We start from the raw sequence: 25340 nt of genomic DNA, 5'->3' as shown, positions 1-25340 counted from the left end.
ATGACCACGAACAGCCCCAGCCACAGCTTCGCCCCGATCGTCAACAGCGCCGCGGAGTGGCGCGCGGAGATGGCGCGCCTGAACAAGCCGGGCCAGCCCAGCTTCTTCCACATCCGGACCCAGTTGCCGAAGCAGGGCCGCACCAACCAGGTCCTCGGCGCGTCGCGCTACATGAACGTGGTGCTCAAGACCTACGCGAGCGGTGGCGAGAACGAGATCCACGCGCATTCCAACGAGGACCACGTGTTCGTCATCCTGCAGGGCGGCGCGGTGTTCCACGGGCCGAATGGCGAGACGCGCGAGGCAGGCAGGAACGATTGCGTGCTGCTGCCGGCCGGCACCTTCTACTGGTTCCACGCCAAGGAAGACCGCGAGGAACTCGTCATGCTGCGCATCGGCGCGCACATCGACCCCGACAGCGACGTGCTCGCGCGCATCGACCTGGAGGGCAAGCCCTTCGATGGCTATTCCGAGAAGAACAAGGAAGTGCCCGTGGTGCTGCACGAGGATCGGATCTTCGAATGAGCGGCCCGTCGCCTGCAACGAGCGCGCGAGCTTCCGCGGAGATTCCGCTGTGCCAGCCTCCCGATCCCGCTCCCCGCAAGCCCAGGCTGATCTGCCCGCCGGGGACCGCGGATTGCCATGTGCATGTCTATGGCCCCGCCGACCGCTATCCCGTGGCCGCGACGCGCGCCTTCGATGTGCCCGACGCCTTGCCGGCGCGGCTGCGCGCGCTGCACGACACCCTGGGCGTCGAGCGCCTGGTGCTCGTGCAGCCCAGCGGCTATGGCACCGACAACCGGCGGCACCTGGAGGCGGTGGCCGAGCTGGGCCGGCCGGCGCGCGTCATCGTCGCGCTGCGGGCCGAGGTGCAGGATGCCGAACTGGACCGCCTGCACGAAGCCGGCGTGCGGGGAGTGCGCTACAACATCGGCCATGCAGGTGCCGTCCCGCTGGCCGAGATGCCCGCGCTGGCGGCGCGCATCGCCCGCCTGGGTTGGCATGTGCAGCTCCACGTCATGGATGACCAGGGCCGAGCTCCGCTGGCCGAGATGGAGCCCACCCTGCGCGAACTGCCCACCGACGTCGTGATCGACCACATGGGCTCGCTCAGGCCGGGAGACGGCGTGGGGCAGCCTGGCTTCCAGGCGCTGCTGAGGCTGGTGAACACGGGGCGGTGCTGGGTCAAGCTGTCCTGCGGCTACCGGATGTCGGCGCTGCCTCCGCCCTACGAGGACATGGTGCCCTACGTCCAGGCGCTGCTGGCCGCCCGGCCGGACCGCCTGGTATGGGCCAGCGACTGGCCGCACGTCTCGTTCAAGGGCGAGATGCCCAACACCACGGACCTGCTGGACCAGATGCTGACCTGGGTGCCCGACGGAGCACAGCGCCACCAGATCCTGGTGCGCAACCCCGAGCAGTTGTACGGGTTCTGAGCGGCCCGCCCCGGCGCCGCCGACCCCCTGCGATCAAAAGAAAGAGGAGACACCCATGCCCATGTTCCATCTGCTGCGCCGCGCGGCGCAGCGCGCCACGCTGCTCGTCCCGATGCTGCTGCTACCGGTCCTCCCCGCCGCTGCGCAGGCGCAGGCCGCGGCCAGCTTCCCCGCCAGGCCGGTGCGTCTGATCGTGCCCTTCCCGGCCGGTGGGCCCGCCGACGTGCTGGGCCGAGCGATCGCGCAACGCCTGTCCGAAAAGTGGCGCCAGCCCGTCGTCGTCGACAACAAGGGCGGGGCCAACACGCTGATCGCGGCGCAGGAGGCCGCCCGGGCCGCGCCCGACGGCTACACCTTGTTCATGCCCCTGGATTCGACCTACACGCTGAACCCGGCGCTGTATTCGCGGCTGCCCTACGATCCGATCAAGGACTTCGCGTCCATCTCGATCGTCGCCCGCCAGTCCCTGGTGCTCACCGCAACCGACCGGACACCCTTCAGGGCGGTGGCCGACCTGGTGGCTGCCGCCCGGGCCCAGCCCGGCAGCATCAACTACGGCTCCAGCACCACGTCCACACAGCTCGCAGGCGAGATGTTCACGCGGCAGAGCGGGATCAAGCTGGTCCAGGTGCCGTACCGCGGCGCCTCGGAGGTCGTCAAAGGAATGCTCTCGGGGGACGTCGAGGTCAGCTTCGACGGCATCGCCGCCAATGTCCCGCACATCCAGTCCGGGAAGATCCGTGCACTGGCCACGACGGGTCCGGTCCGCTCCGCGGCCTTGCCCGACGTGCCGACGCTGGCGGAGGCCGGGCTCAAGGGCTACGAACTGTTGATGTGGAATGCACTGTCCGCGCCCGCCGGCACGCCGCGGGCGATCATCGACAAGATCCACAAGGACGTTGTGGAGGTCGTGCAGCGCAAGGAAGTCAGGGACCAGCTCATGGTGTTCGGTCTGGAGACGGCGGGCACCACGCCCGAGGAGATGGACGAGACCATCCGGCGGGAGACCGCCAAGTACGCGCCCCTGATCAAGGAGCTCGGGCTCAAGCTGAACTGAAGGGCGCATCGGCATGACCGCCCCAGCACTCGACTACGGATCGGGCGGGCGCATCGGCGTGCTGCTGCCCTCCGTGAACCAGGCCGCCGAGCCGCAACTGCGCGCGATGCTTCCCGCCGACATCGCCATCGCGGTCACGCGGCTGAAGCTCGTGGACAGTTCGGAGGCGAGCCTGCTGGGCATGGCCCGGGATGTCGAGCCGGCGGCCGAGCTGCTCGCGGACGCGGGCGTCGACATCGTGGTGTTCCATTGCACCGCCGTGTCGACCTACAGCACCGAGCTGGAGGCGTCGATTCTCGCGCGCATCCAGTCCGCGACTGGGCTGCCCTGCGTGGCCACGTCGCAGGCCCTGGTGGCGGCGCTGCAGGCCCTGCCCGCGCGGCGCGTGGTGCTGCTCTCCCCGTACACGGCGGCCGTCAATGACCGGGAGGCGGCTTACTTCGCCGAGCATGGATTCGAGATCCTCGGCAACGCCGGCCTGGATTGCCGCACCGGCCGCGAGATGATGGCCATCGCGCCGCAGGCGTGGCATGCGTTCGCCACGCGCCATGCCCATGCGCGGGCGGACGCATACGTCCTCAGTTGCACCACCGTGCGGACGGCCGAGACCATCGAGGCCCTGGAGCGTTCCCTGGGACGGCCCGTCGTCACGAGCAACACGGCGGTGGCCTGGTACTGCATGCGCAAGCTTGGCGCGCTGCCGGGGGTTCCAGGCTACGGCCGCCTGCTGGCCCGCGCCGGAGCACCCTGACGCGGTCCGGGGCGCGGCCCGACCGCCGGAGGAGGGCGGGGTGAACCTCACAACCTCGCGCCTGGGCATTCCTGCCCTCGCACCGTGTGGAACCGGCAGCAGGGCGCCCGCAACACCGCGAAGGCGGGCTCGCGGACGCCAGGGGCCTTCGCGGTTCAGAAGGCTTCGGTGTCGACCTCGTTCGCGCTCTGCGCGCTGTAGCGCTGGCCGACCACGGTAAGTTCGTTGATCAGAACGTTCAGCCGCTCGATCACCGCGGCGTGCAGCCGCATGTTGGCGGCGCCCAGGTCGTCCAGCAGGTGTTCCACGCTCGTGGTGCCGGGAATGGGGACGATGTGGCCGCCCTGGTGCAGCAGCCAGGCCAGGGCCAGCTGTGCCGGGGTGCAGCCCGCGTCCCGCGCGATCCTGCGGTAGCCGTCCAGCAGCTTCAGGTTGGCCGCGTAGGCCTCGGGCGCGAAGCGCGGCATGGCGCGGCGGATGTCCTTCTCGTGGAGCGCACCCACGTCCACGAGTTCGCCGCAGAGGAAGCCGCGCGCCAGGGGACTGAAGGCAACGAAGGCCGCGCCCAGCTCGCGGCACGCGTCGAGCACCGCGATCTCCGGGTTGCGCGTCCACAGCGAGTACTCGGTCTGCACGGCGGCGACGGGGTGCACGGCGTGCGCGCGGTGCAATGTGGCGGCGGAGACCTCCGACAGGCCGATGGCCCGCACCTTGCCTGCCGCGACCAGCCGCGACAGCTCGCCCACCGAGTCCTCGATGGGCACCTGCTTGTCCCAGCGGTGCAGGTAGTACAGGTCGATCACGTCGGTGCCCAGGCGGCGCAGGCTGTCCTCGCAGTTGCTGCGCAGCGTGGCGGGGCGGCCGTCGATCACGCGGCGCGTCACGCCGTCCTCGCCCTTCACGCCGGCCATGCCGCCCTTGCTGCACAGGGTGATGCGCTGGCGATGGGGCCGGAGGACGCGGCCCACCAACTCCTCGTTGGCACCGAAGCCGTACAGCGCCGCCGTGTCGAACAGCGTCACGCCGGCATCCAGCGCCGCCAGCAGCACGCGCTCACCCGTGTCGGCGGAGACGGGCGCGCCGTAGGCGTGCGAGAGGTTCATGCAGCCCAGACCGATGGCGCTGACTTCGAATGGGCCGAGGGTGCGTGTCTGCATTGCGCTTCTCCCAGGAAGAACGCCCGCGGCGCTTGCCGTGCAGGCAGTGGAAACGATACAGTGCCAAATGGCGCGGACTCAGTTGAGTTGCCGTTCCAGGCCGTTCAGCACCTGGTAGCACGGCAGGACCTGTGCCACGCTGGCATTGGGCTCCCGGCCTTCCTTGATCGCGGCGAAGAACTCGCGGTCCTGCAGCTCGATGCCGTTCATGCTCACGTCGACCTGGCTCACGTCCACCGGCGTCTCGGGGCCCTTGCTGTGCGACTGCACCAGGTCGTCGTAGCGCGCGATGTAGGTGGCGGTGTCGCCGATGTAGCGGAAGAAGGTGCCCAGCGGGCCGTCGTTGTTGAACGAGAGGCTGAGCGTGCAGATGGCGCCGTTGGCTGCCTGCAGCTGGATGCTCATGTCCATCGCGATGCCCAGCTCCTTGTGAATCGGGCCCTGGATCGCGTTGGCCTTCACGATCGGGCTGCCGGCCTGGTAGGCGAACAGGTCCACGGTGTGGGCGGCGTGGTGCCACAGCAGGTGGTCGGTCCAGCTGCGCGGCTGGCCCAGCGCGTTCATGTTGGTGCGGCGGAAGAAGAACGTCTGCACATCCATCTGCTGGATATTGAACTCGCCCGCCTTGATCTTCTTGTGCACGTACTGGTGGCTGGGGTTGAAGCGGCGGGTGTGGCCGCACATGGCGACGAGGCCGGTCTGCTTCTGCAGGGCGGCGACCTTCTCGCCGTCGGCCAGCACGTCGCACAGCGGGATCTCGACCTGCACGTGCTTGCCGGCTTCCAGGCAGGCGATGGACTGGCTGGCATGCATCTGCGTGGGGGTGCAGAGGATCACCGCGTCCACTTCCTTGATGGCCAGGCTGTCTTCGAGCTTGGTGGTCACGTGCTGGATGCCATACTTGTCGGCCACTTCCCGGGTCTTGGCCAGGTCGCGGCTGACGAGGGAGACGACTTCGACACCGTCGATGTTCTTGATGCCGTCCAGGTGCTTGATGCCGAAGGCGCCGGCGCCGGCCAGGGCTACTTTGATGGTCATGGTGGGGGTCCTTTACGGGTTGATTCGAAATCAGCCAGCCTCAGGCGGGCTGATTCTCCAGGATCAGGTGGCCCACCGCGGTGTTGCTGGCGGGCACATGGAAGAAGCGGTACACCACCTTGGGCGCAGGTCCGCCAGCGACGTCGGCCATGGCGCCGCGGGCGATGAGCCACATCACCAGCTCGATGCCTTCGCTGCCGGCCTCGCGCACGTATTCGATGTGCGGCACCTTGGCCAGCTCGGCGGGCTCGGCGATGAGGCGGTCCAGGAACCGGTTGTCCCAGTCCTTGTTGATGAGGCCGGCGCGCGGGCCCTGCAGCTGGTGGCTCATGCCGCCCGTGCCCCAGATCTGCACGTTGAGGTCTTCGTCGAACGACTCGATGGCCTTGCGGATCGCCTTGCCCAGCTGGAAGCAGCGGTTGCCCGAGGGCACGGGGTACTGCACCACGTTGACGGCGAACGGGATGACCTTGCAGGGCCAGCGATAGTCGGACTGGGGGGGCTGACCGAACATCAGCGACAGCGGCACGGTGAGGCCGTGGTCCACGTCCATCTTGTTGACGATGGTGAGGTCGAAGTCGTCCTGGATGACGGACTGCGCGATGTGCGCCGCCAGCGCCGGATGGCCGTGGACGGCGGGCACAGGGCGCGGGCCCCAGCCTTCGTCGGCGGGCTGGTACTCGGCGGCCGTACCGATGGCGAAGGTCGGGATCATGTCCAGGCTGAACGCGGTGGCGTGGTCGTTGAAGACCAGGAACACCACGTCGGGCTTCTGGGCCTTTTCCCATTCCTTGGAGAAGTCGTAGCCCGCGAACAGCGGCTGCCAGTACGGTTCCTGGGTCTTGCCCAGATCGATGGCGGCGCCGATGGCGGGCACGTGGGAGGTGTAGACGGATGCGGTGATCTTGGCCATGTCAGTTGCTGCCCGTGGTTTTATGGCCGGCCTTGCCTTGGGGTTGGTGTTGCGGCTGGGCGTCGCCGTCCTCGCCGAGAAAACGGTTGCCCTCCGGGGAGCGGCCGCCACCGACCATCATGTTGCGGTATTCCTCCTCGGTCATGCCGGTCATGCTGCCGGCCATCTGCTGGAAGCTCTTGCCGTCGGTGGCGCCGATCTTGGCCAGGAAGTAGATGTTGCCGCCCGTGCGCATGCACCAGTTGAGGTCGCGGGCCAGCACGGCCTGCTTCTGTTCCTCGGTCATGGCCCATTCGTCGAGGTAGGCGCGCTCGTCGGCCTTGAAGCGCTCGCGGTTCTCTGCCTTCATCAGCGACATGCAGAACTGGTTGAGCCAGTAGCCTTTGCGGGACTGCTCGGCATCGAAGATGATGGTGCCGGGCACGTCGAGGTAGGGTTTGTCGAGGGACATGGCGCGCTCTCCTTACTTCGCCTCTTCGGGCCAATACAGGCGCATGGGGTTGTCCACGAGCAGCTTCTTTTGCAGCTCGGCCGTGGGCGCGATGTGGGGGATGAAGTCCACCAGCAGGCCGTCGTCGGGCATGTGGTCCTTGAGGTTGGGGTGCGGCCAGTCGGTGCCCCAGAGCACGCGGTCGGGGAACTCCTCCACCACCTTTCGCGCGAACGGCACCACGTCCTGGTAGGCCGCCTGCTCGCCGTTGAGCGCCTTCGGCCCGGTGACCGACAGGCGCTCGGGGCAACTGACCTTGCTCCACACGTTGGGGTGCTGGCGCATGAACTTCAGGAACAGCTCGAACTCGGGCCCATCGATGGGCTTGGTCACGTCGGGCCGGCCCATGTGGTCCACCACCACGGTGGTAGGCAAGGCCGTGAAGAAATCCCACAGCTCGGGCAGGTCCACCGCCTCGAAGTAGATCACCACATGCCAGCCGAGCTTGGCGATGCGGCCGGCGATCTCCAGCAGCTCGTCCTTGGGCGTGAAGTCCACCAGGCGCTTGACGAAGTTGAAGCGCACGCCGCGCACACCGGCGGCGTGCAGGGCCTGCAATTCTTCATCGGTCACCGAGCGCTTGACCGTGGCCACGCCGCGCGCCTTGCCACCGCTGGACAGGCAGGCATCGACCATGGCGCGGTTGTCGGCGCCGTGGCAGGTGGCCTGCACCACCACGTTGCGGGCAAAGCCCAGGTGGTCGCGCAGCGCGTACAGCTCGTGCTTCGAGGCATCGCAGGGCGTGTACTTGCGCTCGGGCGCGTAGGGGAACTCCGCGCCCGGGCCGAACACGTGGCAGTGCGCGTCCACGCTGCCGGGCGGCACCTGGAAGCGGGGCTTGCTGGGTCCGGCGTACCAGTCGAGCCAGCCTGGGGTTTTCGTGAAAGTGCTCATGCGGTGGGTTCCTTGAGAGATTGCAACAGGCGGTCGGCCTCGGCGCGCCAGTCGGCGGCGCGCGCGAATCCCGGAGCGCCGCGTTCGCCGAACGACCCGGCGTCCGCGCGGTCCGCCATCCAGGCCTGGCGCTCGGCTGTGCCCTGCGCGGAGAAGGCGGGCATGCCCGCTTCGCGCACCGTGTTCGCGGACTCGTGCATCTCCTCGCTGCGGCGGCGGCCATGCTCGATCACGCGCTGGAAGAAATAGGCGCCCTGCTTCTCCCAGTCGATGCCGGGAAAGGTCTCCTGGAGCGAGGCGATGACCGCGTCCTCCACGCCGTAGTGCCGCGCGGCCGTGAAGCTCTCGATCACCATCGCCTCCAGGCCCTTGACCATCACGCTGCGGCACATCTTGGTGGCCGAGGCCACGCCCAGCCGGTCGCTGACGACCTTGGCGACGAAGCCCAGCGGCGCGATGGCCTCGGCCAGCGCCCTGGCCGAGGCGCCGCCCAGCAGCAGCGGCACCTTGATGCGGTAAGGTGGAATGCTGGTCATCACCGCGCCTTCGACGTACCGGGCACCGGCCGCATCAATCAGCGCGCCGGCCGCCTGCTTGGCACCCGGGGAGGCCGAGTTGAAGTCCAGATAGAAGGCTTCCTTGCGCACCTGCGGAGCGCACGCCCGGGCCACGTCCAGCGTCTGGCTGGCGGTGACGGCGCTGATCACGAAGTCGGCAGTGGCCGCGAGCCGGGCGTGGCTGTCGAGCAACTCGACGCCATGGGCCCGCGCGTGCTCCAACAAGGGCCGTTGTAGCGCACCGCCGAGCTTGCGGTCGTAGGCCGAGACGCGCAGCCCCTGGGCGCGCAGGTCCTCGCAGAGAATGCGGCCGACCTCGCCGTAGCCGACGAGGCCGATGTGCCAGTCCTGCGCCGATGCGGGGATGGGCATGGCGTAGGTCCTCAGTCGATGTAGCGCAGCCCGGCCTTTTCGAGCCCGGGGCGCATGTTGTACATATCCAGGCCGAGCACGCCCGAGGCGAGCTTGGCGCGTTTCTCGCCCTCGAAGCTCTCGCGCTTGCGCGCGGCCTCGAGCGTCTCGGCGGCGCGCGCGGCGGGCACGCAGACCACGCCATCGTCGTCGGCCACGATCACGTCGCCCGGCGTGACCCACATGCCGGCGCACACCACCGGGATGTTGACCGAGCCCAGCGTGGCCTTGATCGTGCCCTTGCTGGAAATGGCGCGGCTCCACACGGGGAAATTCATCTCCTGCAGGGTCTTCACGTCGCGCACGCCGGCGTCGATGATGAGCGCCCGCGCACCGCGCGCCTGGAACGAGGTGGCCAGCAGGTCGCCGAAATAGCCATCGGTGCATTCGGAGGTGACGGCCGCCACCACCACGTCGCCGGGCTGGATCTGCTCGGCCGCCACGTGCATCATCCAGTTGTCGCCGGGCTGCAGCAGCACGGTGACGGCTGTGCCGCTGACCTGCTGGCCGCCGTAGATGGGGCGCATGTAGGGCTTGAGCAGGCCCACGCGGCCCATGGCCTCGTGCACGGTAGCCGAGCCGAGGGCAGCCAGGCCGTCAGCGGCTGCGCGATCGGCGCGGGTGATGTTGCGGTAGACAACGCCTAATTCGTACATGTCAGAGCCCCTTTGCCTTCAGTCGTGAATCGAGTCGGGAGAACACGCGGCGCACATTGCCTTCGTAGATCTGGTGCTTGTCGTCGCCGCTCAGGATCTTCGACGCTTCGATGTAGCGCTTGGTGTCGTCGTAGTAGTGGCCGGTGGTGGGGTCGATGCCGCGCACCGCGCCGATCATTTCGGAGGCGAACAGCACGTTCTTCACCGGGATCACGGTGTTCAGCAGGTCGATGCCCGGCTGGTGGTACACGCAGGTGTCGAAGAAGATGTTGTTCAGCAGGTGGTCTTCGAGCAGGGGCTTCTTCATCTCCTGCGCCAGGCCGCGGAAACGGCCCCAGTGGTAGGGCACGGCACCGCCGCCGTGCGGGATCAGGAACTTGAGCGTGGGGAAGTCCTTGAACAGGTCGCCCTGGATGCACTGCATGAAGGCCGTGGTGTCGGCGTTCAGGTAGTGCGCGCCCGTGGTGTGGAAGCACGCGTTGCAGCTGGTGCTCACGTGGATCATGGCGGGCAGGTCGTACTCCACCATCTTCTCGTAGATGGGGTACCAGTGGCGGTCGGTCAGCGGCGGGCTGGTCCAGTGGCCGCCCGAGGGGTCGGGGTTGAGGTTGATGCCCACCGCGCCGTATTCCTTGACGCACTTCTCCAGCTCGGGGATGCAGGTCGCGGGGTCCACCCCGGGGCTTTGCGGCAGCATGGCCACGGGCACGAAGTTGTCGGGGAACAGGGTGGAGACGCGGTGGCACAGCTCGTTGCAGATGGCCGCCCAGGTGCTGGAGACATTGAAGTCGCCGATGTGGTGGGCCATGAAACTGGCGCGCGGCGAGAACAGCGTGATGTCGCTGCCGCGCTCCTTCATCAGGCGCAGCTGGTTGGTCTCGATGGACTCGCGCAGCTCGTCGTCGCTGATCTGCAAATCGGCGACCTTGGGCATGGCGGCCGGGTCCTTGATGCCGGCGATCTGCTGGTTGCGCCAGTTCTCCAGCGCCTTGGGTGCCGTGGTGTAGTGGCCATGGCAGTCGATGATGAGGCTCATTGCGTTGTGCTCCTTGGATCTTGGTGTTCGGGTTCAGGCAGGGTCCATGCCCTGGCGTTGCTTGGCTTCGGCCGCCGCTGGCGATGCGAAGAAGTCGAGCAGCGCCTTGGCGGCCTCGGGCTGCTGGCTGGAGGCAGCGACGCCCGATGAAAAAATGGTGGTGATCTGGATCGCAGGCGGCAGCGGGCCCACGATGGTGATGCCCTCCACGTGCAGCAGCTCGCTCAGTTGCTGGAAGCCGAGCTCCACATCGCCACGTGCCACCAGGGAGCCCACGGGCACGCCGGGCGGGGCCTGCACCATGCGGCCGGCCACCTGGTCGGCAATGCCCCAGCGCTCGAACAGTTTCGCCAGCGCCACGCCGCTCGGGCCGGTGGAATAGCTGATGCTGCGCGCGGCCAGCACGGCACTGCGCACTGCGTCTTCCGAGCCGATGTCGGGCAGCGGCGCGCCCGCGCGCACCGCCACGGCCACGCCGGAGCGCACCCAGTCGGTCCTGCTGCCGGCCACGACGGCGCCGGCCGCGATGAGCTTGTCGATGGCGTCAGAGGCAAGCACCACCACGTCGAAAGCCTCGCCGGCCTGCACCCGCTTGGCCGCGTCCACGCCGCCCACGGCCTCGATGGCTGCGCGCTGGCCGGTCTGCTGCTCGTAGGCGGCCAGCAGCTCGGCCAACACCTGGCGGGTGGCCATGGAGGAGATTCCACGAAGCGGAGCATTCATAGGATTGTTTGGTGGCTAAGTATTTTGGGGTATTCTGCTGCAATTCCAGCTATACAAGAAGTGGCGGATTGGTCTACCAGATATCTCATTTGTCGATGGATCTGAAGCAGCTCGAGTACTTTGTGCGGGTCGCCGAAATGGGCAGCTTCACCCATGCCGCGGCGGCCCTCGGCATGGCCCAGTCGGCCCTGAGCCGGCAGGTGCGCCTGCTGGAGGTGGAGCTGCGCCAGAACCTGCTGGTGCGCAATGGCCGCGGCGTCACGCCCACGGAGGCGGGCCGGTTGCTGGTCGACCATGGGCGGGGCATCCTGCACCAGATGGCCCGGGCGCGGGAGGACATGGAGCGCCTGCGCGGCGGCGTCTCGGGCGCCGTCGCCATCGGGCTGCCCAGCAGCGTGGCGCGCGCGATGGCGGTGCCGCTCATGCGCGCCTTCCGCAAGGAATTGCCGGAGGCTCGGCTCTCGATCAGCGAAGGGCTTTCGAGCGAACTCCTGAGAGGACTGGTCAGCGGTCGCCTGGACATCGTCGTGCTCTACAACGGCCAGCCGGTGCGCGATGTGGATGTGTCGCACCTCATGGACGAGGATCTGCTGCTCGTGCGCGCCCGCCCGCGCGGGCTGGCCGAGGACCCGCCGCCCGGCCCCATCGCGCTCGCCGAGCTCGCGCGGCTGCCGCTGGTCATTCCCTCGCGCCCCAACGCGATCCGCATGCACGTGGAAGCCGAGATGGCGCTCATCGGCTGCCGGCCCGAGATCGCGCTGGAGATCGACGGGGTCGCCGCCATCCTGGACATGGTGGCCGACGGGGCCGGGTACGCGGTGCTGCCGCGCAACGCGCTGCTCAATTCGCCTGTTCCTTCTGCCTACAGCGCCCAGGTCATCGGTGCGCCGCCGCTGCGCATAGCGCTGTCCCTGGCGACCAGCCTGCAACGCCCCGCCACGCAGGTCCAGAAGACCACGCTGGACCTGGTGCGGCTGACGGTCTCCGAAGTCCTCCGGCCGGCGTGAAGGCCCGGTCGGCCCGGCTCGGCGTGTCCGATGCCCGCCGGGCCGTCCGTGGTGACAGCCTTGCAGGCCACGGCCTTTCGGCGCATATGGCCCGGTGCGGCGCAGCCGCCCTCGGCGAGATGCAGGACGCATGCGGGCAGTACCCCGCCCGGCGATGCAGGCCTCTGTCCGTGCGGAAGTCGCACCCGCGCGGCGGACTCACATTGACTGAGACTCAATCTATCAAGCGCGCGACAAAGTGTTTAGAGTCGCCTCGCAAAAAGTCAGCGCGACCGGCCGGCGTGGGGCTGCGGCACCGATCGCGCGCACCAATGATGGAGAGAGGCAGACAATGAACACTGAACCTACGGGTACCGACCGAGCGCGGCGCCGCACCTTTTCGTGCATCGGAGGGGTGCTCGCAGCGGCGGCCGTCGGATTGCCGTTCCGAGCGCGGGCGGCGGCGCGCGAGATCCAGATCGCGATGCTGCTTCCTTTGCAGGGAGGACAGGCGCGCCAGGCCGAGATGATCAGGCAGGGCGTGGACGGAGCGCTCGAACAGGCGAACCGCGCTGGAGGGATCCGGGGGCAGCCCGTCAAGCTCCTGGCCATCGACAACGGGTACCAGGCCGAGAAGACCGTCGAGGCCATCGGGTCGCTGGCGGCAAGGGAATCCGTCGTCGCGGTGACCTCTTTGTTCGGCGGCCCGATCATCGGCGCCGCCATTCCGGCGGCGACCCGCGCGGGCGTGCCGATCGTCGGCGTGCTGCACGGAAACGATGCATTCCGCCGCCCGGGGACCGAGATCGTCACCCATGTGCGAGCGACGTTCGACGCGGAGACCCGCGCGATCGCCGCGTTGTTTCCCACCATTGGCCGGAGCCGCTTCGCCGTGCTGCACGCGACCGACAACTCGGGCACGGCGTTCCGCGCGCAGTTCGAGTCGGTGCTGAAGGCGCAGGGACTGCCGCTCGTCGCCGCCGTGCCCTATGCGCGGGACGCCACCGACTACACCGAGCAGGCGCGGAGCATCGAGCGCAGCGGCGCCGACGTAGTAGTGGTCGGTGGCGTGACCGCGACCGGGATCGCCGCCATCCGCGCCAAGGTGGCGACGAAACTGTGGGCGCAGATGGTCTGCCTTTCCACGGTCGATGAGCGCTCGGTGTGGGAGCAAGTGGGCGCCGATGCGGTTGGCACGGCCTTCTCCAGCGTCGTGCCGAACCCCTATGCGACGCTGCTTCCCCTGGCGCGCGAATACCAGGCAGCGATGAAGGCCCGGAACTACGACCGGCTGTCCCTCAGTTCGTTCGAAGGCTACATCAACGCGCAGGTGCTGCTGGAAGGCCTGCGGCGCGCACCCGGGCTGACGCGCCCCGCGCTCCAGGCCACCCTGCGCGCGATGCAGGGGGTGTCCCTCGGCGGCGTCTCCTTCTCCGCGCCGACCGAGGGAAAGATCGCCAGCGGCATCGACGTGGCCGACATCCTGGTGATGACGCACAACGGACGCATGCTGCGCTGAGTACGCGGCCGGGACGGCTCGGATCCCAGCGCCGCTGCGCATTGGCGGCCGCGCCGCCGCGCGTGGAGCGACCGGCCATGTGCCCCGGCCGTACCTGCATGTGCCTCGGGGCGCGGATGGGTCTGCGGCGCACGACATCCGCCGGCGGGAGAGGAGGGCCGCAGCGGTGGATCGCTTCCGGCCGTACCCGCGGATCCCCCGCGTCGGAGGGCGGCGCGGGTGCGTCCGGGTTTGCGCGAGATCAACATTCGTCCAGGACGCCGCCCGCGGCGGTTGACGGCCGGCCGCGGCAGGCCTAGATTAATAGTTAGGCGACTAACAAAAAATCGCCTGCGCCTGCGGAGACGGCAGAACCTGCAGGGCCGCCCAGCCTGCATCCGCCGACGATGGCAGAAAGGAACGATCATGGACAAGCTTCTGGGGATTCTCGTGATTTTGACGCTTCTTGGCGGTGCGGCCACGCTGCTGTGGCTGAACCTGCAACCCGAGTGGTGGAGGCTCCGGCATCCCGGCGCGCTGGAACTGCGGAAGTTCACCGCCCGGCGTCAGGTGCAGGCGGCAAGGACCCAGGACGACCTGCCGGCGACCCGGGCGGCGGAAGTCCGGTGCACGTTCTGCGACCACGCGCCGGCATGCGCGCAGCGCCTGGCGGCCGGGCACACGACGCCGGTCAGCGAGTGTCCCAACCTGCCTCGCCGCTGAATTGCAGGACGCGCCCGGGTGCCAGCTTGGCAGTGCAGGGCAGCGCGCGGCGAGGCTAGGGTGCGCGCTTCGGCGCGTGGATGGTGCTGGCGCATGCGCCGAAGCCGATGCGTCGCGCTCCGCTGCGTTCGCACCAGGCGCGCAGGATGACGGTGTCGCCGTCCTCCAGGAAGGTTCTGTGCTCGCCCGAGGGCAGGGCGATGGCCTGCCGTCCACCGGCAGTCCGCTCGAGGAGCGAGCCGGCCTGTTCTGGATGTGGCCCGGACAGCGTGCCCGATCCGAGCAGGTCGCCAGGCGCGAGGTTGCAGCCGCCGACCGTGTGGTGGGCCACGAGCTGGGCGGGGGTCCAGTAGGCGGCCTCCACGAAGCTCGAGCGCGACAGGCGCGCTGGCAGCAGGCCCGACCGGGCCATCGCCTCGGTCTGGAGCAGCACCTCGAGCTGCACATCGACCGAGCCGCTGGCCCGGTTCCGTTCGGAATTCAGATAGGGCAATGGCTCGGGGTCGCCGGGCGCACGCGGACAAGCGGCCCGGAACGGCGCCAGCGCCTCAAATGTCACGACCCACGGGGCGAGCGTGCTGCCGAAGTTCTTGGACAGGAAGGGCCCCAGCGGCTGGTACTCCCAGGGCTGGATGTCGCGCGCCGACCAATCGTTGAACAGCGCGACCCCGAACAGGTGGCTCTCGGCGCTGCCGATGGCAATGGGCTCGCCGCGCCGGTTGCCCGGGCCCACCAGGAAACCGAGCTCCAGTTCGTAGTCCAGGCGCCTGCTCGGACCGAATTCCGGGTCGCCGGCCTCGGCCCTGCTCTGGCCGAGCGGGCGGTAGATCGGTTCGCCGCTGACGACCACGGAGGAACTGCGGCCGTGGTACCCGATGGGAACCCATTTGTAGTTCGGAAGCAGCGGTGCGTCCGGCCGGAACAACCGGCCGACGGCGGTGGCATGGTGGATGCCGATGTAGAAGTCGGTGTAGTCGCCGATGGCCGCGGGCAGGGCGTATTCGGCCGAGCGCTGGGCAAGAAGGCATCCCTCCAACCTGCCGCGCTCCGTGGCTCCCGTGCGCAGCGCGCGCGAGAGCGCCAGGCGCAGCGCCGACCACGCGGCGGGCCCCATGGCCATGAAGTCGTTGAGGCGCTTGCGCGAGGCGGCCACCGCGGCATCCCGCGCATCGCCGGCGAGTGCGCCGCTGGCGGCCGCGGCGGCCAGGTCGAGGATCTGGTCCCCGATGGCCACGCCGCCCCCAAACGGCCCGGAGGAGCCGCGCCGGCGGAAGACGCCGAAGGGCAAATTCTGGATCGGGAAATCCGTCGTGTCCTCGTTCGCGGACCCGACCCAGCTGCGCAGGTCCGGCGCGTGGGTTTCGTTCACCCGCGTCATGGCCGCGCCGGATCGAAGTGCTTCCCGAGGTTCTGCCAGCAGCGGAAATAGTCCTCCTGCAGCTGGGCGGTCTCCAGGGCGAACGTCGTCGGCCTGAAGACGTCGCACGACTCGAACATGAAGGCCATCGTCTCGGTGAGGTAGTCCGGCCGGGAGGTGTCAGCGGCACTGGCCTTGGCGAAGGTGTCGGCATCCGGTCCGTGCGCGCTCATGCAGTTGTGCAGGGACGCGCCGCCGGGCACGAAGCCCTCGGCCTTGGCGTCGTAGGCCCCGTGGATCAGCCCCATGAACTCGCTCGCGACGTTACGGTGGTACCAGGGCGGCCGGAACGTGTTCTGGGCCACGAGGATGCGCGGCGGGAACACCACGAAGTCGATGGTGTCGACGCCCGGGGTGTCGCTGACGGACTGCAGCACCAGGAAGATGGACGGATCGGGATGGTCGTAGCTGATCGAGCCGATGGTGTTGAACCGCCGCAGGTCGTACTTGTAGGGCGCGTGGTTGCCATGCCAGGCGACCACGTCGAGCGGGCTGTGGCCGATGCGCGCGCTCCACAGGTTTCCCTGGAAGCGCGCGACCAGCTCGAAGTCGCCTTCGCGGTCTTCGTAGGCCGCGACCGGCGTGCAGAAGTCCCGGGGATTCGCCAGCCCGTTGGAGCCGATGACACCGAGGTCCGGCAGCTTGAGGGCGGCGCCGAAGTTCTCGCACACGTAGCCCCGCGCCTGGGCGTCCAGCAGCCGCACCTGGAAGCGCACGCCCCGGGGGATCACGGCGATCTCCTGGGGCTCGAGCTGCAGACGGCCCATTTCCGTTGCCAGCTCGAGGCGACCAGCCTGGGGCACGAGGAGCAGCTCCGCGTCGGCGTCGTACAGGAACCGCGTCTCCATCGACCGGTTGGCGGCATAGAGGTGGACCGCGCAGGACGCGTTGCACGCCATCGTCGTCATGCCCTCGATGAAGTCCGTCGGCCGCTCGGGCATAGGAAGCGGGTCCCAGCGCAGCTGGTTGGGCGTCACGGGGCCGTCGCCGGCCCGGCTCGTCCACCGTCCCGCATCCACGAGGGCGAAAGGATGGTGCAGCGTCGAAGGCCGGATGCGGTAGAGCCAGGCGCGGCGGTTGGCGTGGCGCGGCGCGGTGAACGCCGTGCCGGAGAGCTGCTCGGCGTACAGGCCGTACGGCGCGCGCTGCGGGGAGTTGCGCCCATGGGGGAGCGCCCCGGGGAGGGCTTCGGTGGCGAACTCGTTGCACATGCCGGTCTGGTAGGCGGGTTGTGGTTCAGTCATGGCGATGGCCTGTCCTTGGTTTGATTCAACATGCGGCGGCGCTCCTGCGCCACGCAGGCGCCTGAGCGCACGACCTGGGCGTCTGCCGTGTCTGTTCAGAACGCGTGGCGCATGCCCAGTGTGAGCGTGGTGGAACGGTGGTCGCCCGCTCCCCCGAGCCCTGCGGGCTGCTGGGCCGATCCGGAACCCAGCGCGTAGCGCGAGCCGTTCTGGTTGCCGACCGCGCCCAGCGAGGCATAGGCCATCGTGCGCTTGGAGAGCGTGTATTCGCCGCCGATGGCCAGCCATGTGGCGTCCCGTTGGCCGGTGGCCGCCGCGTAGGCCGAGCGGTCGGAAATCCGCACGGCCTGCACGATGGCGGTGAAGGCACCGAAGGGCACGCGGGCCCCGAGGTTGATCAGGCGGAACTCGCTGGCCGCGGCGCCCGTGACGCCCTGGGCGCGGGCGAGCGCGCCGGTGCAGGTGCCGCAGCTGTTCTTTTCCGCGGTGTAGCCCGCGAAGATCTTGGCGGCGCCGAAGTCGTAGCTGCCCCCGGCGACGACGGCGTCGATCCGGCCGTTCGCGTTGTCCGCGCCCTGCTGTCGTGCCCAGGCCAGCACCGCGTCGACCGGACCGTTGCGGTAGGTCGCCGAGGCGCTGTAGGCGCGTCCAATGGTGGGCTGATTCTCCCCGGCCGCGGCCATGGCGCGAAACGTCAGCGGTCCCAGCCTGGGCGTCACGTAGCCCACCGCGTTGTCGAAGCGGGCGCTGACGGCCAGGGGCAGCAGCTGGCGGGTCGCGTCGGTGCTGCGCGTGATGGCCAGATGCCCGCCGCTGCCCATCCACGAGAAGGCGTCGACGCCGGACTGGGCCACGTAGTAGGGCGTCGGCAGGCGCCCGGCCGTCACGGTGCCCCAGGCGGTGCTTGCCAGGCCGACGGAGGCTTCCCGGCCGAATGCGCGGCCGCCCTGGCCCAGGGTGCCATCGTCCAGATTGATGCCTTGCTCCAGGCGAAAAACCGCGGACAGGCCGCCGCCGAGGTCCTCGACGCCGCGGAAGCCGAGCCGGCTGCCCAGCGCGCCGCCCGACACCAGCCGGCGGGACGAGCCGGCGCCGTTGTTAGACCATTCGACCCCGGCGTCGGCCACGCCGTAGATCGTGACGCCGGACGCCGGCGCGCCTCCTTGCGCATGCGCGGGTGCGAGCCCGAGCGCGAGCAGGCCTGCGGCCGCCGCGGAAAGGGAATGCTTCATGGTTGTCTCCTCGTTGTGATGGGATGGGGCCTGACGGGCCACGCTGCGGGCGATGCGCTGCCCGGCGGGCGGGTGCTCCGCGCCGTCAGCCAGCTGCAATCGGGTGTTAGAGGGCGGCGCGGCGGCGCCGGCGGCGGCGATCAGCCGCCGGCCTCGCCGCTGCGCCTCACTCGGCGCGTGCGCCGGTGTCCTTGATGACCTTGGACCAGCGCGCCATGTCTTCCTGCATGAGTGCCTGGAGCGCGGCCGGCGTCGATGGGGCGGGCTCCAGGCCCTGGGCTTCCAGCGCCGCCTTGACCGCCGGATCCCGCAGTGCCCGGCCCGCCGCCTCCTCGATCTTGGCCACCACGTCGGGCGGCGTGCCCGCCGGCGCGACCAGGCCGATCCAGACCTCGCTGCGGAAGGCCTTGAAGGGGCCGCCCGCGCTGGCGACGGTCGGGACGTTTGGCAGGTAGGGCAGGGGCTGCTCGCCGGCCACCGCGAGCGGGCGCAGGGCGCCGGTCTTGATGTGCGGGAGCACCGAGTTCGCGACGCCGAAGAGCACCTGGATCTGTCCGCCGATCAGGTCCGTGACCACGGGCTGCGCGCCGCGGTAGGGCACGTGCACCATGTCGATGCCGGCCAGGCTCTTGAAGAGCTCTCCGGTCAGGTGGTGCGGCGTGCCGACGCCGGCGGACCCATAGGACAGCTTGCCGGGCTGGGCCTTGGCCAGGGCGATCAGCTCCTGGGTCGACTTGGCGGCGAGGCCGGGGTGGACGACCAGGACGAAGGGCACGCGGCCCAGCTGCGTGACGGGAACGAATTCCTTCACGGGATCGTAGCCCGCGCGGCCGTCCGGATAGAGGAAGGGGTTGGTGACGAAATTGTTGGCCACGACGAGCAGGGTGTGGCCGTCGGGAGCCGCCTTGGCCGCCTGCTTGGTGCCAACGTTGCCGCCCGCGCCCGGGCGGTTGTCGACGATGACGGGCTGCTTCCAGTACTCGCCGAGCTTCTGGCCCACCGTGCGCGCCAGGGCGTCGTTGCTGCCGCCGGGCGTGAAGGGCACGACCAGCGTGACCGGCCTGCTGGGATAGCCGTTGGCATGTGCGCACAGTGCGATGCACGAGCCGAGAAGGGCGGCGGCCATCGCCTTGATCGCGCGGCCGGGCAGTTCAGTCTTCATGGGGTTGTCTCCTTTTTGTTTCGTGGAAGGGGCTTGCGGCTAAGCGGCGCCGCGGACCGTGTCGACCACCTGGCCGGCGTGCTCCACGTGCGAGCCGCGCCATGCGACATGCCCGTCGGGACGCACCAGGACCAGCGGGCGTTCGTAGGCTCTCGCCACGTCGGCCTGCTCGATGGATTCGAGGCGGAACGGAACTCCCCTGGCGGCAAAGGCCTGCGCGAGCGTGTCCGCCTCGCCCCGCAGGCCGCCGTCGAAGCACAGGAGCACGAAGGTGCGGCCGAACAGGTCGAGCGTCGAGCGGCCGTCGCTGAGCCAGACGTGGGGCGCGCGCGCGCCGGGCCGCGTCGTGGGGATGTACGTCGAGTACTCGTCCGGGGTCGGGGGCGTGCCGTCGGAAACGCAGATCGGCGAGCCCTCGTAGCGGTGGCCGATCTGCAGGCCCAGCGACTCCCACTCCACGCGCGTCGACTCGCGCAGGCGCCGGCCGAGGTCCCGGCGCACCTGCTCGCCTTCGGCGCTCAGGTCGCACACCGCCGCCGGGCTGGGCGTGTCCTGCCAGGCCCTGAAGTTCTGCGTGGAGAAGCCGATGTTGCGCTGCGCGACGGGCCGGCGCTCGGTCTCGTAGCTGCGCAGCAGGGCCGGGCCGCCCCAGCCGTTGAGGAGGCCCTCGAGCTTCCAGCCGATGTCCAGCACCTCCTGCGCCCCGGTGTTCATGCCCATGCCACCGGTCGGAGACATGGTGTGGGCGGAATCGCCCACGAGCGCGACGCGGCCCTCGAAGTAGCGATCGGCGAGCATCTCGCTGCGCCGCCAGGGGATGGCCGAATCGACCACGAACTCCACGTCGTCGCGACCGAGCGCGCGCCGGACCCAGGCGGCGGGGTCGAAGTTCGCGAGGTCCATCTTCTCTTCCGATCCGAGCACCGTCAGGCGCCAGATCTCGTTCCCGTCGACGACGGTCAGATTGCCCCACGTTCCCTCCGGGCCGACGAAGAGGTAGCGCTCGGCCGGCCCCATCTTGTGCTCGTGCACCAGTCCCGGCGCGTGGATCAGGACGTTCACCGAGTAGCTGAGCAGCCGGCCCTCCATCCTGATGCCGACCTGCTCGCGGACCTGGCTGGTAGCGCCATCGCAGCCGAGCAGGTAGTCCGCGCGGATGGTGACAGGCTCGCCCGTGTTCAGGTCGGTGACGGTCGCCGTGACGCCCTCGCCGTCCTGCTGAAGCGAGACGAAGCGGTGCTTGAACAGCAGCCTGGCCCTGGGTTCGGCGCGGGCGGCGTCGGTCAGGATGGGCTGCAGCCACAGCTGCGGGCAGCGCTGCTTCTTCTCGGGCGTCTCGGGCGGCGTGGGCGCGTCGCGCATGCTCGGGTAGCTCTCCCGATCGAGCAGCAGCCCGTTGAGCGACGTGCAGAAGACCATCGAGAGGTCGTAGTCGTCCGGGAATCCGCAGTCGCGCACGCGCTGCGCCAGCCCCCAGCGTCGGAACAGCTCCATCGTGCGCACCGCGATCAGGCCGGTGCGCGGGTGCTCGATCGTGCCGTCGCCCTCATCCACGAGGATCGACTCGATCCCCCTCCATCCCAGCTCGATGGCCATCGACAGGCCGATGGGCCCTCCGCCCACGATCAGCACGGGCGTCTTGATCTCTGTCCCCATGGGGTCTCATCCTTTCTCGTTTGGTTGGGGAAATGATCACCGGCACGCTCATCATTGTCTAATCGATATTGGAGAGAAATAGAATTCAGGATATGAATATCAAAACGTTCGACCTGAACCTGCTGCGGGTCTTCGACGCCATCTATGCCGAGCGCAATGTGTCGCGGGCGGCGAGCGTCGCGGGCCTGTCGCAGCCCGCAATGAGCAACGCGCTGCTGCGGCTGCGCAAGGCCTGCTCCGATGCGCTGTTCGTGCGGACCACCGGCGGGATGGAGCCGACGGCCCTGGCCGACGAACTCATCGGCCCGGTCCGCCAGGCGTTGGCGATCCTTCAGCAGTCGTTGGAAAGACCGAACGGCTTCGAGCCGAAGGCGTCGGAGCGCACGTGCAAGATCCTCCTGTCCGACGCGGGGGAGGGCATCGTTCTGCCGCGGCTGATCTCGGCGGTGCTGCGGGAGGCGCCGCACGTGCGCATCGAGGCGCTGCGGCGGCCCAACGACCAGTACCAGCAACTGCTGCAGAGCGGCGAGGCGGATCTCGCGATCGGCAACCTCGCCTTTCTGAAGTCGGGCTTCTACCAGCAGCGCCTGTTCGGCGATCCCTACTGCTGCCTGGCGCGCAAGCGGCATCCGTTCATCGGCCCCGGCTTCCCGCTGCAGGCGTTCCTGACGGCCCAGCACGTCGCCGTGGCCACGGGCAATGCGGACGACCTGGTGGAGCGCGCGCTCTCGAAGATGCGCGCCAAGCGCGACGTCATCCTGCGCGTGACCCACTACCACGTCGCGGCGGATGTCGTCGAGCGCTCCAACCTGGTCGTCACCGTGCCCCGCAACGCGGCGCGTAACGCCCGTGGCGTGCAGATCCTGCCGGTGCCGCTGAGCATTCCCGCGGCGGACGTGCGCCAGTTCTGGCACCGGAGGGCGCACAAGGATCCGGCCAACCAATGGCTGCGTGGCACGCTCGCCAAGCTCGCGTTCGACTAGGCCCGACGGGCAGGCTTCGGGTGCGGCGGAGCCAGTGCCCGGATGCGGCCGACCCCGCTCGAACGATGCCGGCGGCGAACCGGGGCTCTCCCCGTGGCTTGAGGCTGGCTCGACGGCGAGCCGTCGTATTGCGGATGCCCACCCATCGCGAACCGCGATCGCTGGGCAGGCGTCCCTCCGGCACCGCGCTTTGACCTTCATCAGAGGACCCGCGTATTCTTTCTTCGGCCTCCGCGACAGCTCGCTTTGCGTGTTGACACCTCCACCCTCGCCGGGTAACTTTGGTTTGGCAACTAACAATAGCGCTGCCATTGCTGGGCAGCGCAACGAAACAACCCGATGAAGGAGGATCCATGCAGACGAAGGACCAACCCGATGCCCAGGGTCAGATGCGGCGCAGTACAGACAAGTCCTTCGCGCAGGACCGGCAAGCAGCAGGAGCGGTGCATTTCCTGAGCGCGCGGCGGCTTCCCTCCCGCGCGGACACCTCCGCCATCGGCAGCCGCGACCGGCGCGCGGCATGCGGCGCTTCGCCGCTGCGCCGCAACCACGCCAGGATGACGGGCGGGCGTTCCATGGCCGTGTGCTGGAACGTCCGGCGCTACGGCAGTCCGGACTGCGCCATCCGCAGTCCCGAGGGCAGTGCAGGCCACACACCACGGGCCTACCCATGAAAAACGAGTGTCCTCCTTCGGCGGCGCAGGCCCGCACGGTGTTCGGCTTCGCCAAGCTGCCAGCCGCCTACGCGACGCTGGTGATGCCGCTGCTGCTCTCGATCCTGATGACCTTCGTGGTGTCGGCCGTGTCGACCCTGCGCAGCATCGGCCTGGCGCCCGGCTTTCTCTACATCTGGCTCAGCGCGTGGGCACTGTCATGGATCATCGCCTTCCCGACGCTGCTCTTCGCGCTGCCTCTGGTGCGCAGGGCCACCGCAGCGCTCGTGATGCGGGACTGACCGGAGGGAACCTCCTCGCCCACGCCCGCCGCGGCCGAGGGCTGCCTTACCGCGGAAGGTGCTGGCCCATGTACTTCGCGCGCGGCCGCAGCATGGCGCCCGTCAGGCGCTGCTCCATCGCGTGGGCGATCCACCCGCTGGTGCGCGCCAGGGTATGCAGCATCGCGCCGCTGCCATTGGGCAGACCCATCGCCTTGCACAGGATCACGAGGGCGGCGAAGACGTTCGGGTGCTGTCCCGCCTGCCGCGCGCCGGTCACCAGCGCCTGCACCTTCGGCAGATCCGGTCCGTGCGCGCTGAGGTCGTCTACGAGCTCGAGCAGCACGGCCGAGCGCGGGTCCTCCCCATCGTAGAGGGGATGGCCGAAGCACGGCAGCTCATTGCCCTTGAAACCCGAGGCCGCCGCCAGCGGCAGGGCGTCTTCGGGCGCCAGGCCGCAGGGCAGGGCGTCGATGAGCGCCTCGACCTCCACGGCGCCCCCGACCTGCATCGGCCCGGACTGGGTCAGCATCGCCGTGGCGACGCAGGCGTGCAGGTCCGCGCCCGTCGAGGCGCAGATCCGCGCCGCGAAGGTCGGTGCCGACAGCTCGTGTTCGGCGGACATCACGAGCGCGGCGTCGATGGCCCGCACGGCATCGGGCCGATCGCCCAGGCCCAGCCCGCGGGCGACGCACTGCGCCACGAACTCGCCGTCGCGGGGCGGGGAGAAGCGCGGCTCGGGGCCGAAGACGCCAGCCGTGCCCGCCAGCCACTGCAGCAGGCGGCGGCAGGCCGCGAAACCGGCCGCCTCCACGTCGTCCTCGGCCCGCTCGAACGCGGACAGCGAGGTCGTCAGCATCGCCAGGAGCTTGAGCGGCGTGACGTGCTCGGCCGATTGCAGCGCCATGCGGACCAGCGACTCAGGCTGCCGGGTGTCCTGCGGGGCCGGCCACGGGACATCGCGGGTGCGCGGCAGCCCCGTCCAGATGAGCTCGCTCGCGAACTCGAACGACCGTCCGTCACGCACCAGGTCGCGCGCGAGCACCCCCCGGTAGCGTGGGCCCTGGGCGGTGAGCTCGCTGATCCACGTCTGCGCGATCGGCTCGCCGTAGCGCAGCGACTGGGAGACCTGCGGCCCGCCCGAGCGGGCGACGGCCCGGCTCCTGAGCTTCTCGACGTCGGCCTTGCGGTAAAGCTTGGCCTTCACGCCCGGGCGCTGCTTGGGGTGATCTCACTTTCCGTGCAGAAAACCCGGTTAAGAGCTACGGGTTAACCCGCATTTTTTATTGTCTGGAATTATCAGTAGCGAATACGTAGACTGCAGCAGGCTTGCGACCGCGCCAGCCACGGGAGGACCAGCTTGTCTAGCTACTACCTACGTTTTGTTGGCGCCGATACCCTGCCCAAATCGCTATCTAAGCGGGAGGTCGAAGAGTGCTTTGGGCTGAGTGTTGAAGACATCCAGGAGCTGCGTCCGCCCCGGTTCAGAGGAACTGCACGCCTTGGCGCCGCAGTGCAATTGGTCATGTTGCGCGCTACGGGGCGGCACCCCGATGCCTTTTCAGGCATCCCCTCCGTCCTGCTGCGGTACCTGACCTCAGCGCTTGGCATGAACGCGACGGACATCGCATCGGTGACCTCGCTGTACAAGGACAAGGACACACGATACGAGCACCAGCTCTGGGCTCGGGAACGTGTTGGCTTCGCGGTAGTGGACGACGCCACAAAGCCGCTCCTGGCCGATGCTCTGGCTGAGCTTTCCGCCTCAGCGGTATCAGTCGATGACTTGATCCACCAGTCAGAACACTGGCTCTTTGATCGACGGCTTGTCCTGCCTGGTGACCGGACACTGCGCGACATGGCGCGGATGGCCTTCGCTGAACAGGAAAATGCCGCAATCGCTGCGATCCGCACCTGTGCGCCACCCAAACAGGTTCAGGCGGCGCTCTCGCACGCGTTCTCCAAGCGATCAGGGCCTGGCGGTCACACCGTGCTGGAGTGGCTGCGCACACCCCCAGGGAAGCACGGGCAGCTCACGCTGAGCGAGGTCACCAAGAAAATCGAGTGCCTCAAGTCACTGCAAATTCACAAGTGGAAGCTGTCGGCGATTCCATTGAATCGTCTCAGGGCGTACAGCCAAGAGGTGATCAATCGTCCACCCTCCGCGACGAAGTTTCTCTCTGAGGACCAGCGCGATCTGCGCATAGTTTCTTTCCTGCATGTCACCCTCTTGGATCAGACCGATCTCGCCGCAGACATCGGTGCGCGATGTCTCACAGATCTTTATCACAAGGCTTCTGGCAAGGTCCTAAAGAAGCAGGCCGAAAGTGCTGTGGATCTGCGTGCTGAGCGCGTCAAGCTGAAGGACATTCTCTACGACACGCAG

26 protein-coding genes are annotated in these 25340 nt (G+C 68.8%); 11 read left to right on the top strand and 15 right to left on the bottom strand.

The window, feature by feature from the left end:
• From AvAM_RS01225 to AvAM_RS01210, 4 genes are all read left to right on the top strand, one after another.
• Complete coding sequence (locus AvAM_RS01225) at positions 1–525, top strand: cupin domain-containing protein (RefSeq protein WP_017404464.1); 525 nt, start codon at positions 1–3, stop codon at positions 523–525.
• A 119-nt stretch (positions 526–644) separates the two neighbouring features.
• The gene (locus AvAM_RS01220; protein WP_017404465.1) at positions 645–1436 is read left to right on the top strand and encodes an amidohydrolase family protein; all 792 of its coding nucleotides are present in this window, start codon (positions 645–647) and stop codon (positions 1434–1436) included.
• A 55-nt stretch (positions 1437–1491) separates the two neighbouring features.
• Entirely contained in the window at positions 1492–2493 is a 1002-nt protein-coding gene (locus AvAM_RS01215) for a tripartite tricarboxylate transporter substrate binding protein (protein WP_017404466.1), read from the top strand.
• Between the two features lie 13 nt (positions 2494–2506).
• Positions 2507–3244 carry an aspartate/glutamate racemase family protein gene (locus AvAM_RS01210; protein WP_017404467.1) on the top strand — a complete coding sequence of 246 codons (738 nt, stop codon included), beginning with the start codon at positions 2507–2509 and terminating at the stop codon, positions 3242–3244.
• A gap of 155 nt (positions 3245–3399) precedes the next feature.
• Here the strand turns inward: AvAM_RS01210 and AvAM_RS01205 are convergent, their stop codons facing one another.
• The 9 genes from AvAM_RS01205 to AvAM_RS01165 form a co-directional block, all read right to left on the bottom strand.
• The gene (locus tag AvAM_RS01205; RefSeq protein ID WP_017404468.1) at positions 3400–4401 is read right to left on the bottom strand and encodes an aldo/keto reductase; all 1002 of its coding nucleotides are present in this window, start codon (positions 4399–4401) and stop codon (positions 3400–3402) included.
• A 78-nt stretch (positions 4402–4479) separates the two neighbouring features.
• A complete protein-coding gene (locus AvAM_RS01200) occupies positions 4480–5439 on the bottom strand; it encodes a Gfo/Idh/MocA family oxidoreductase (protein WP_059400363.1) in 960 nt (319 codons plus the stop codon).
• A 40-nt stretch (positions 5440–5479) separates the two neighbouring features.
• Positions 5480–6352 (bottom strand): class III extradiol dioxygenase subunit beta, encoded by an 873-nt coding sequence (locus AvAM_RS01195; protein ID WP_059400364.1) that lies wholly within the window; start codon positions 6350–6352, stop codon positions 5480–5482.
• A 1-nt stretch (position 6353) separates the two neighbouring features.
• Positions 6354–6803 (bottom strand): protocatechuate 4,5-dioxygenase subunit alpha, encoded by a 450-nt coding sequence (gene ligA / locus AvAM_RS01190; RefSeq protein ID WP_059400365.1) that lies wholly within the window; start codon positions 6801–6803, stop codon positions 6354–6356.
• A gap of 12 nt (positions 6804–6815) precedes the next feature.
• Positions 6816–7736, bottom strand: coding sequence for an amidohydrolase family protein (locus AvAM_RS01185; protein ID WP_059400366.1), 921 nt, complete (start codon positions 7734–7736; stop codon positions 6816–6818).
• Positions 7733–8665: a DUF1932 domain-containing protein gene (locus tag AvAM_RS01180; protein ID WP_017407889.1), complete on the bottom strand. Its 933-nt coding sequence runs from the start codon at positions 8663–8665 to the stop codon at positions 7733–7735. The genes AvAM_RS01185 and AvAM_RS01180 overlap by 4 nt, the downstream gene beginning before the upstream one ends.
• An 11-nt stretch (positions 8666–8676) precedes the next feature.
• On the bottom strand, positions 8677–9360 hold the full coding sequence (gene ligK / locus AvAM_RS01175; protein ID WP_059400367.1) for a 4-carboxy-4-hydroxy-2-oxoadipate aldolase/oxaloacetate decarboxylase: 684 nt from the start codon (positions 9358–9360) through the stop codon (positions 8677–8679).
• A 1-nt stretch (position 9361) separates the two neighbouring features.
• Positions 9362–10396 carry an amidohydrolase family protein gene (locus tag AvAM_RS01170; RefSeq protein WP_059400368.1) on the bottom strand — a complete coding sequence of 345 codons (1035 nt, stop codon included), beginning with the start codon at positions 10394–10396 and terminating at the stop codon, positions 9362–9364.
• Between the two features lie 33 nt (positions 10397–10429).
• Positions 10430–11089, bottom strand: a complete 660-nt coding sequence (locus AvAM_RS01165; protein ID WP_017404923.1) for a substrate-binding domain-containing protein — start codon at positions 11087–11089, stop codon at positions 10430–10432.
• Between the two features lie 125 nt (positions 11090–11214).
• On the opposite strand from AvAM_RS01165, the gene AvAM_RS01160 reads away from it, so the two are divergent.
• The 3 genes from AvAM_RS01160 (at position 11215) to AvAM_RS01150 (ending at position 14326) form a co-directional block, all read left to right on the top strand.
• A complete protein-coding gene (locus AvAM_RS01160; RefSeq protein ID WP_017404924.1) occupies positions 11215–12126 on the top strand; it encodes a LysR substrate-binding domain-containing protein in 912 nt (303 codons plus the stop codon).
• 331 nt (positions 12127–12457) lie between these two features.
• Complete coding sequence (locus tag AvAM_RS01155; protein WP_026062255.1) at positions 12458–13624, top strand: ABC transporter substrate-binding protein; 1167 nt, start codon at positions 12458–12460, stop codon at positions 13622–13624.
• A gap of 405 nt (positions 13625–14029) precedes the next feature.
• On the top strand, positions 14030–14326 hold the full coding sequence (locus tag AvAM_RS01150) for a hypothetical protein (protein WP_017404926.1): 297 nt from the start codon (positions 14030–14032) through the stop codon (positions 14324–14326).
• Between the two features lie 55 nt (positions 14327–14381).
• Here AvAM_RS01150 and fahA read toward each other — a convergent pair whose 3' ends face one another.
• The 5 genes from fahA to AvAM_RS01125 all read right to left on the bottom strand — a co-directional run bounded on the left by fahA (position 14382) and on the right by AvAM_RS01125 (position 21037).
• Entirely contained in the window at positions 14382–15704 is a 1323-nt protein-coding gene (gene fahA, locus AvAM_RS01145) for a fumarylacetoacetase (protein ID WP_017404927.1), read from the bottom strand.
• Positions 15701–16987 (bottom strand): homogentisate 1,2-dioxygenase, encoded by a 1287-nt coding sequence (gene hmgA, locus AvAM_RS01140; RefSeq protein WP_026062256.1) that lies wholly within the window; start codon positions 16985–16987, stop codon positions 15701–15703. The genes fahA and hmgA overlap by 4 nt, the downstream gene beginning before the upstream one ends.
• A gap of 95 nt (positions 16988–17082) precedes the next feature.
• Positions 17083–18219, bottom strand: coding sequence for a porin (locus tag AvAM_RS01135; RefSeq protein ID WP_017404929.1), 1137 nt, complete (start codon positions 18217–18219; stop codon positions 17083–17085).
• Positions 18220–18385: 166 nt separating this feature from the next.
• Entirely contained in the window at positions 18386–19381 is a 996-nt protein-coding gene (locus AvAM_RS01130; RefSeq protein WP_017404930.1) for a tripartite tricarboxylate transporter substrate binding protein, read from the bottom strand.
• 39 nt (positions 19382–19420) lie between these two features.
• Complete coding sequence (locus tag AvAM_RS01125) at positions 19421–21037, bottom strand: FAD-dependent oxidoreductase (RefSeq protein WP_017404931.1); 1617 nt, start codon at positions 21035–21037, stop codon at positions 19421–19423.
• Positions 21038–21129: 92 nt separating this feature from the next.
• Between AvAM_RS01125 and AvAM_RS01120 the strand changes: the two genes are divergently transcribed.
• From AvAM_RS01120 to AvAM_RS01110, 3 genes are all read left to right on the top strand, one after another.
• Entirely contained in the window at positions 21130–22020 is an 891-nt protein-coding gene (locus AvAM_RS01120) for a LysR family transcriptional regulator (protein ID WP_108499579.1), read from the top strand.
• Positions 22021–22373: 353 nt separating this feature from the next.
• On the top strand, positions 22374–22694 hold the full coding sequence (locus AvAM_RS01115; RefSeq protein ID WP_103738494.1) for a hypothetical protein: 321 nt from the start codon (positions 22374–22376) through the stop codon (positions 22692–22694).
• A complete protein-coding gene (locus AvAM_RS01110) occupies positions 22691–22975 on the top strand; it encodes a DUF2798 domain-containing protein (RefSeq protein ID WP_017404933.1) in 285 nt (94 codons plus the stop codon). Before AvAM_RS01115 ends, AvAM_RS01110 begins: the two co-directional genes overlap by 4 nt.
• Before the next feature lie 46 nt (positions 22976–23021).
• On the opposite strand, the gene AvAM_RS01105 is transcribed toward AvAM_RS01110, so the two are convergent.
• Positions 23022–24161 (bottom strand): citrate/2-methylcitrate synthase, encoded by a 1140-nt coding sequence (locus AvAM_RS01105; RefSeq protein WP_137745377.1) that lies wholly within the window; start codon positions 24159–24161, stop codon positions 23022–23024.
• Positions 24162–24314: 153 nt separating this feature from the next.
• Between AvAM_RS01105 and AvAM_RS01100 the strand changes: the two genes are divergently transcribed.
• A partial coding sequence (locus tag AvAM_RS01100) for a DUF4158 domain-containing protein (protein ID WP_137745376.1) occupies positions 24315–25340 on the top strand: 1026 nt, incomplete at its 3' end.

The organism is Acidovorax sp. NB1 (genome assembly GCF_005405905.1).
Lineage (GTDB): Bacteria > Pseudomonadota > Gammaproteobacteria > Burkholderiales > Burkholderiaceae_C > Acidovorax.
Note: the sequence above shows the minus strand (reverse complement) of the source record. Positions and strands in the feature narration are given on the sequence as shown.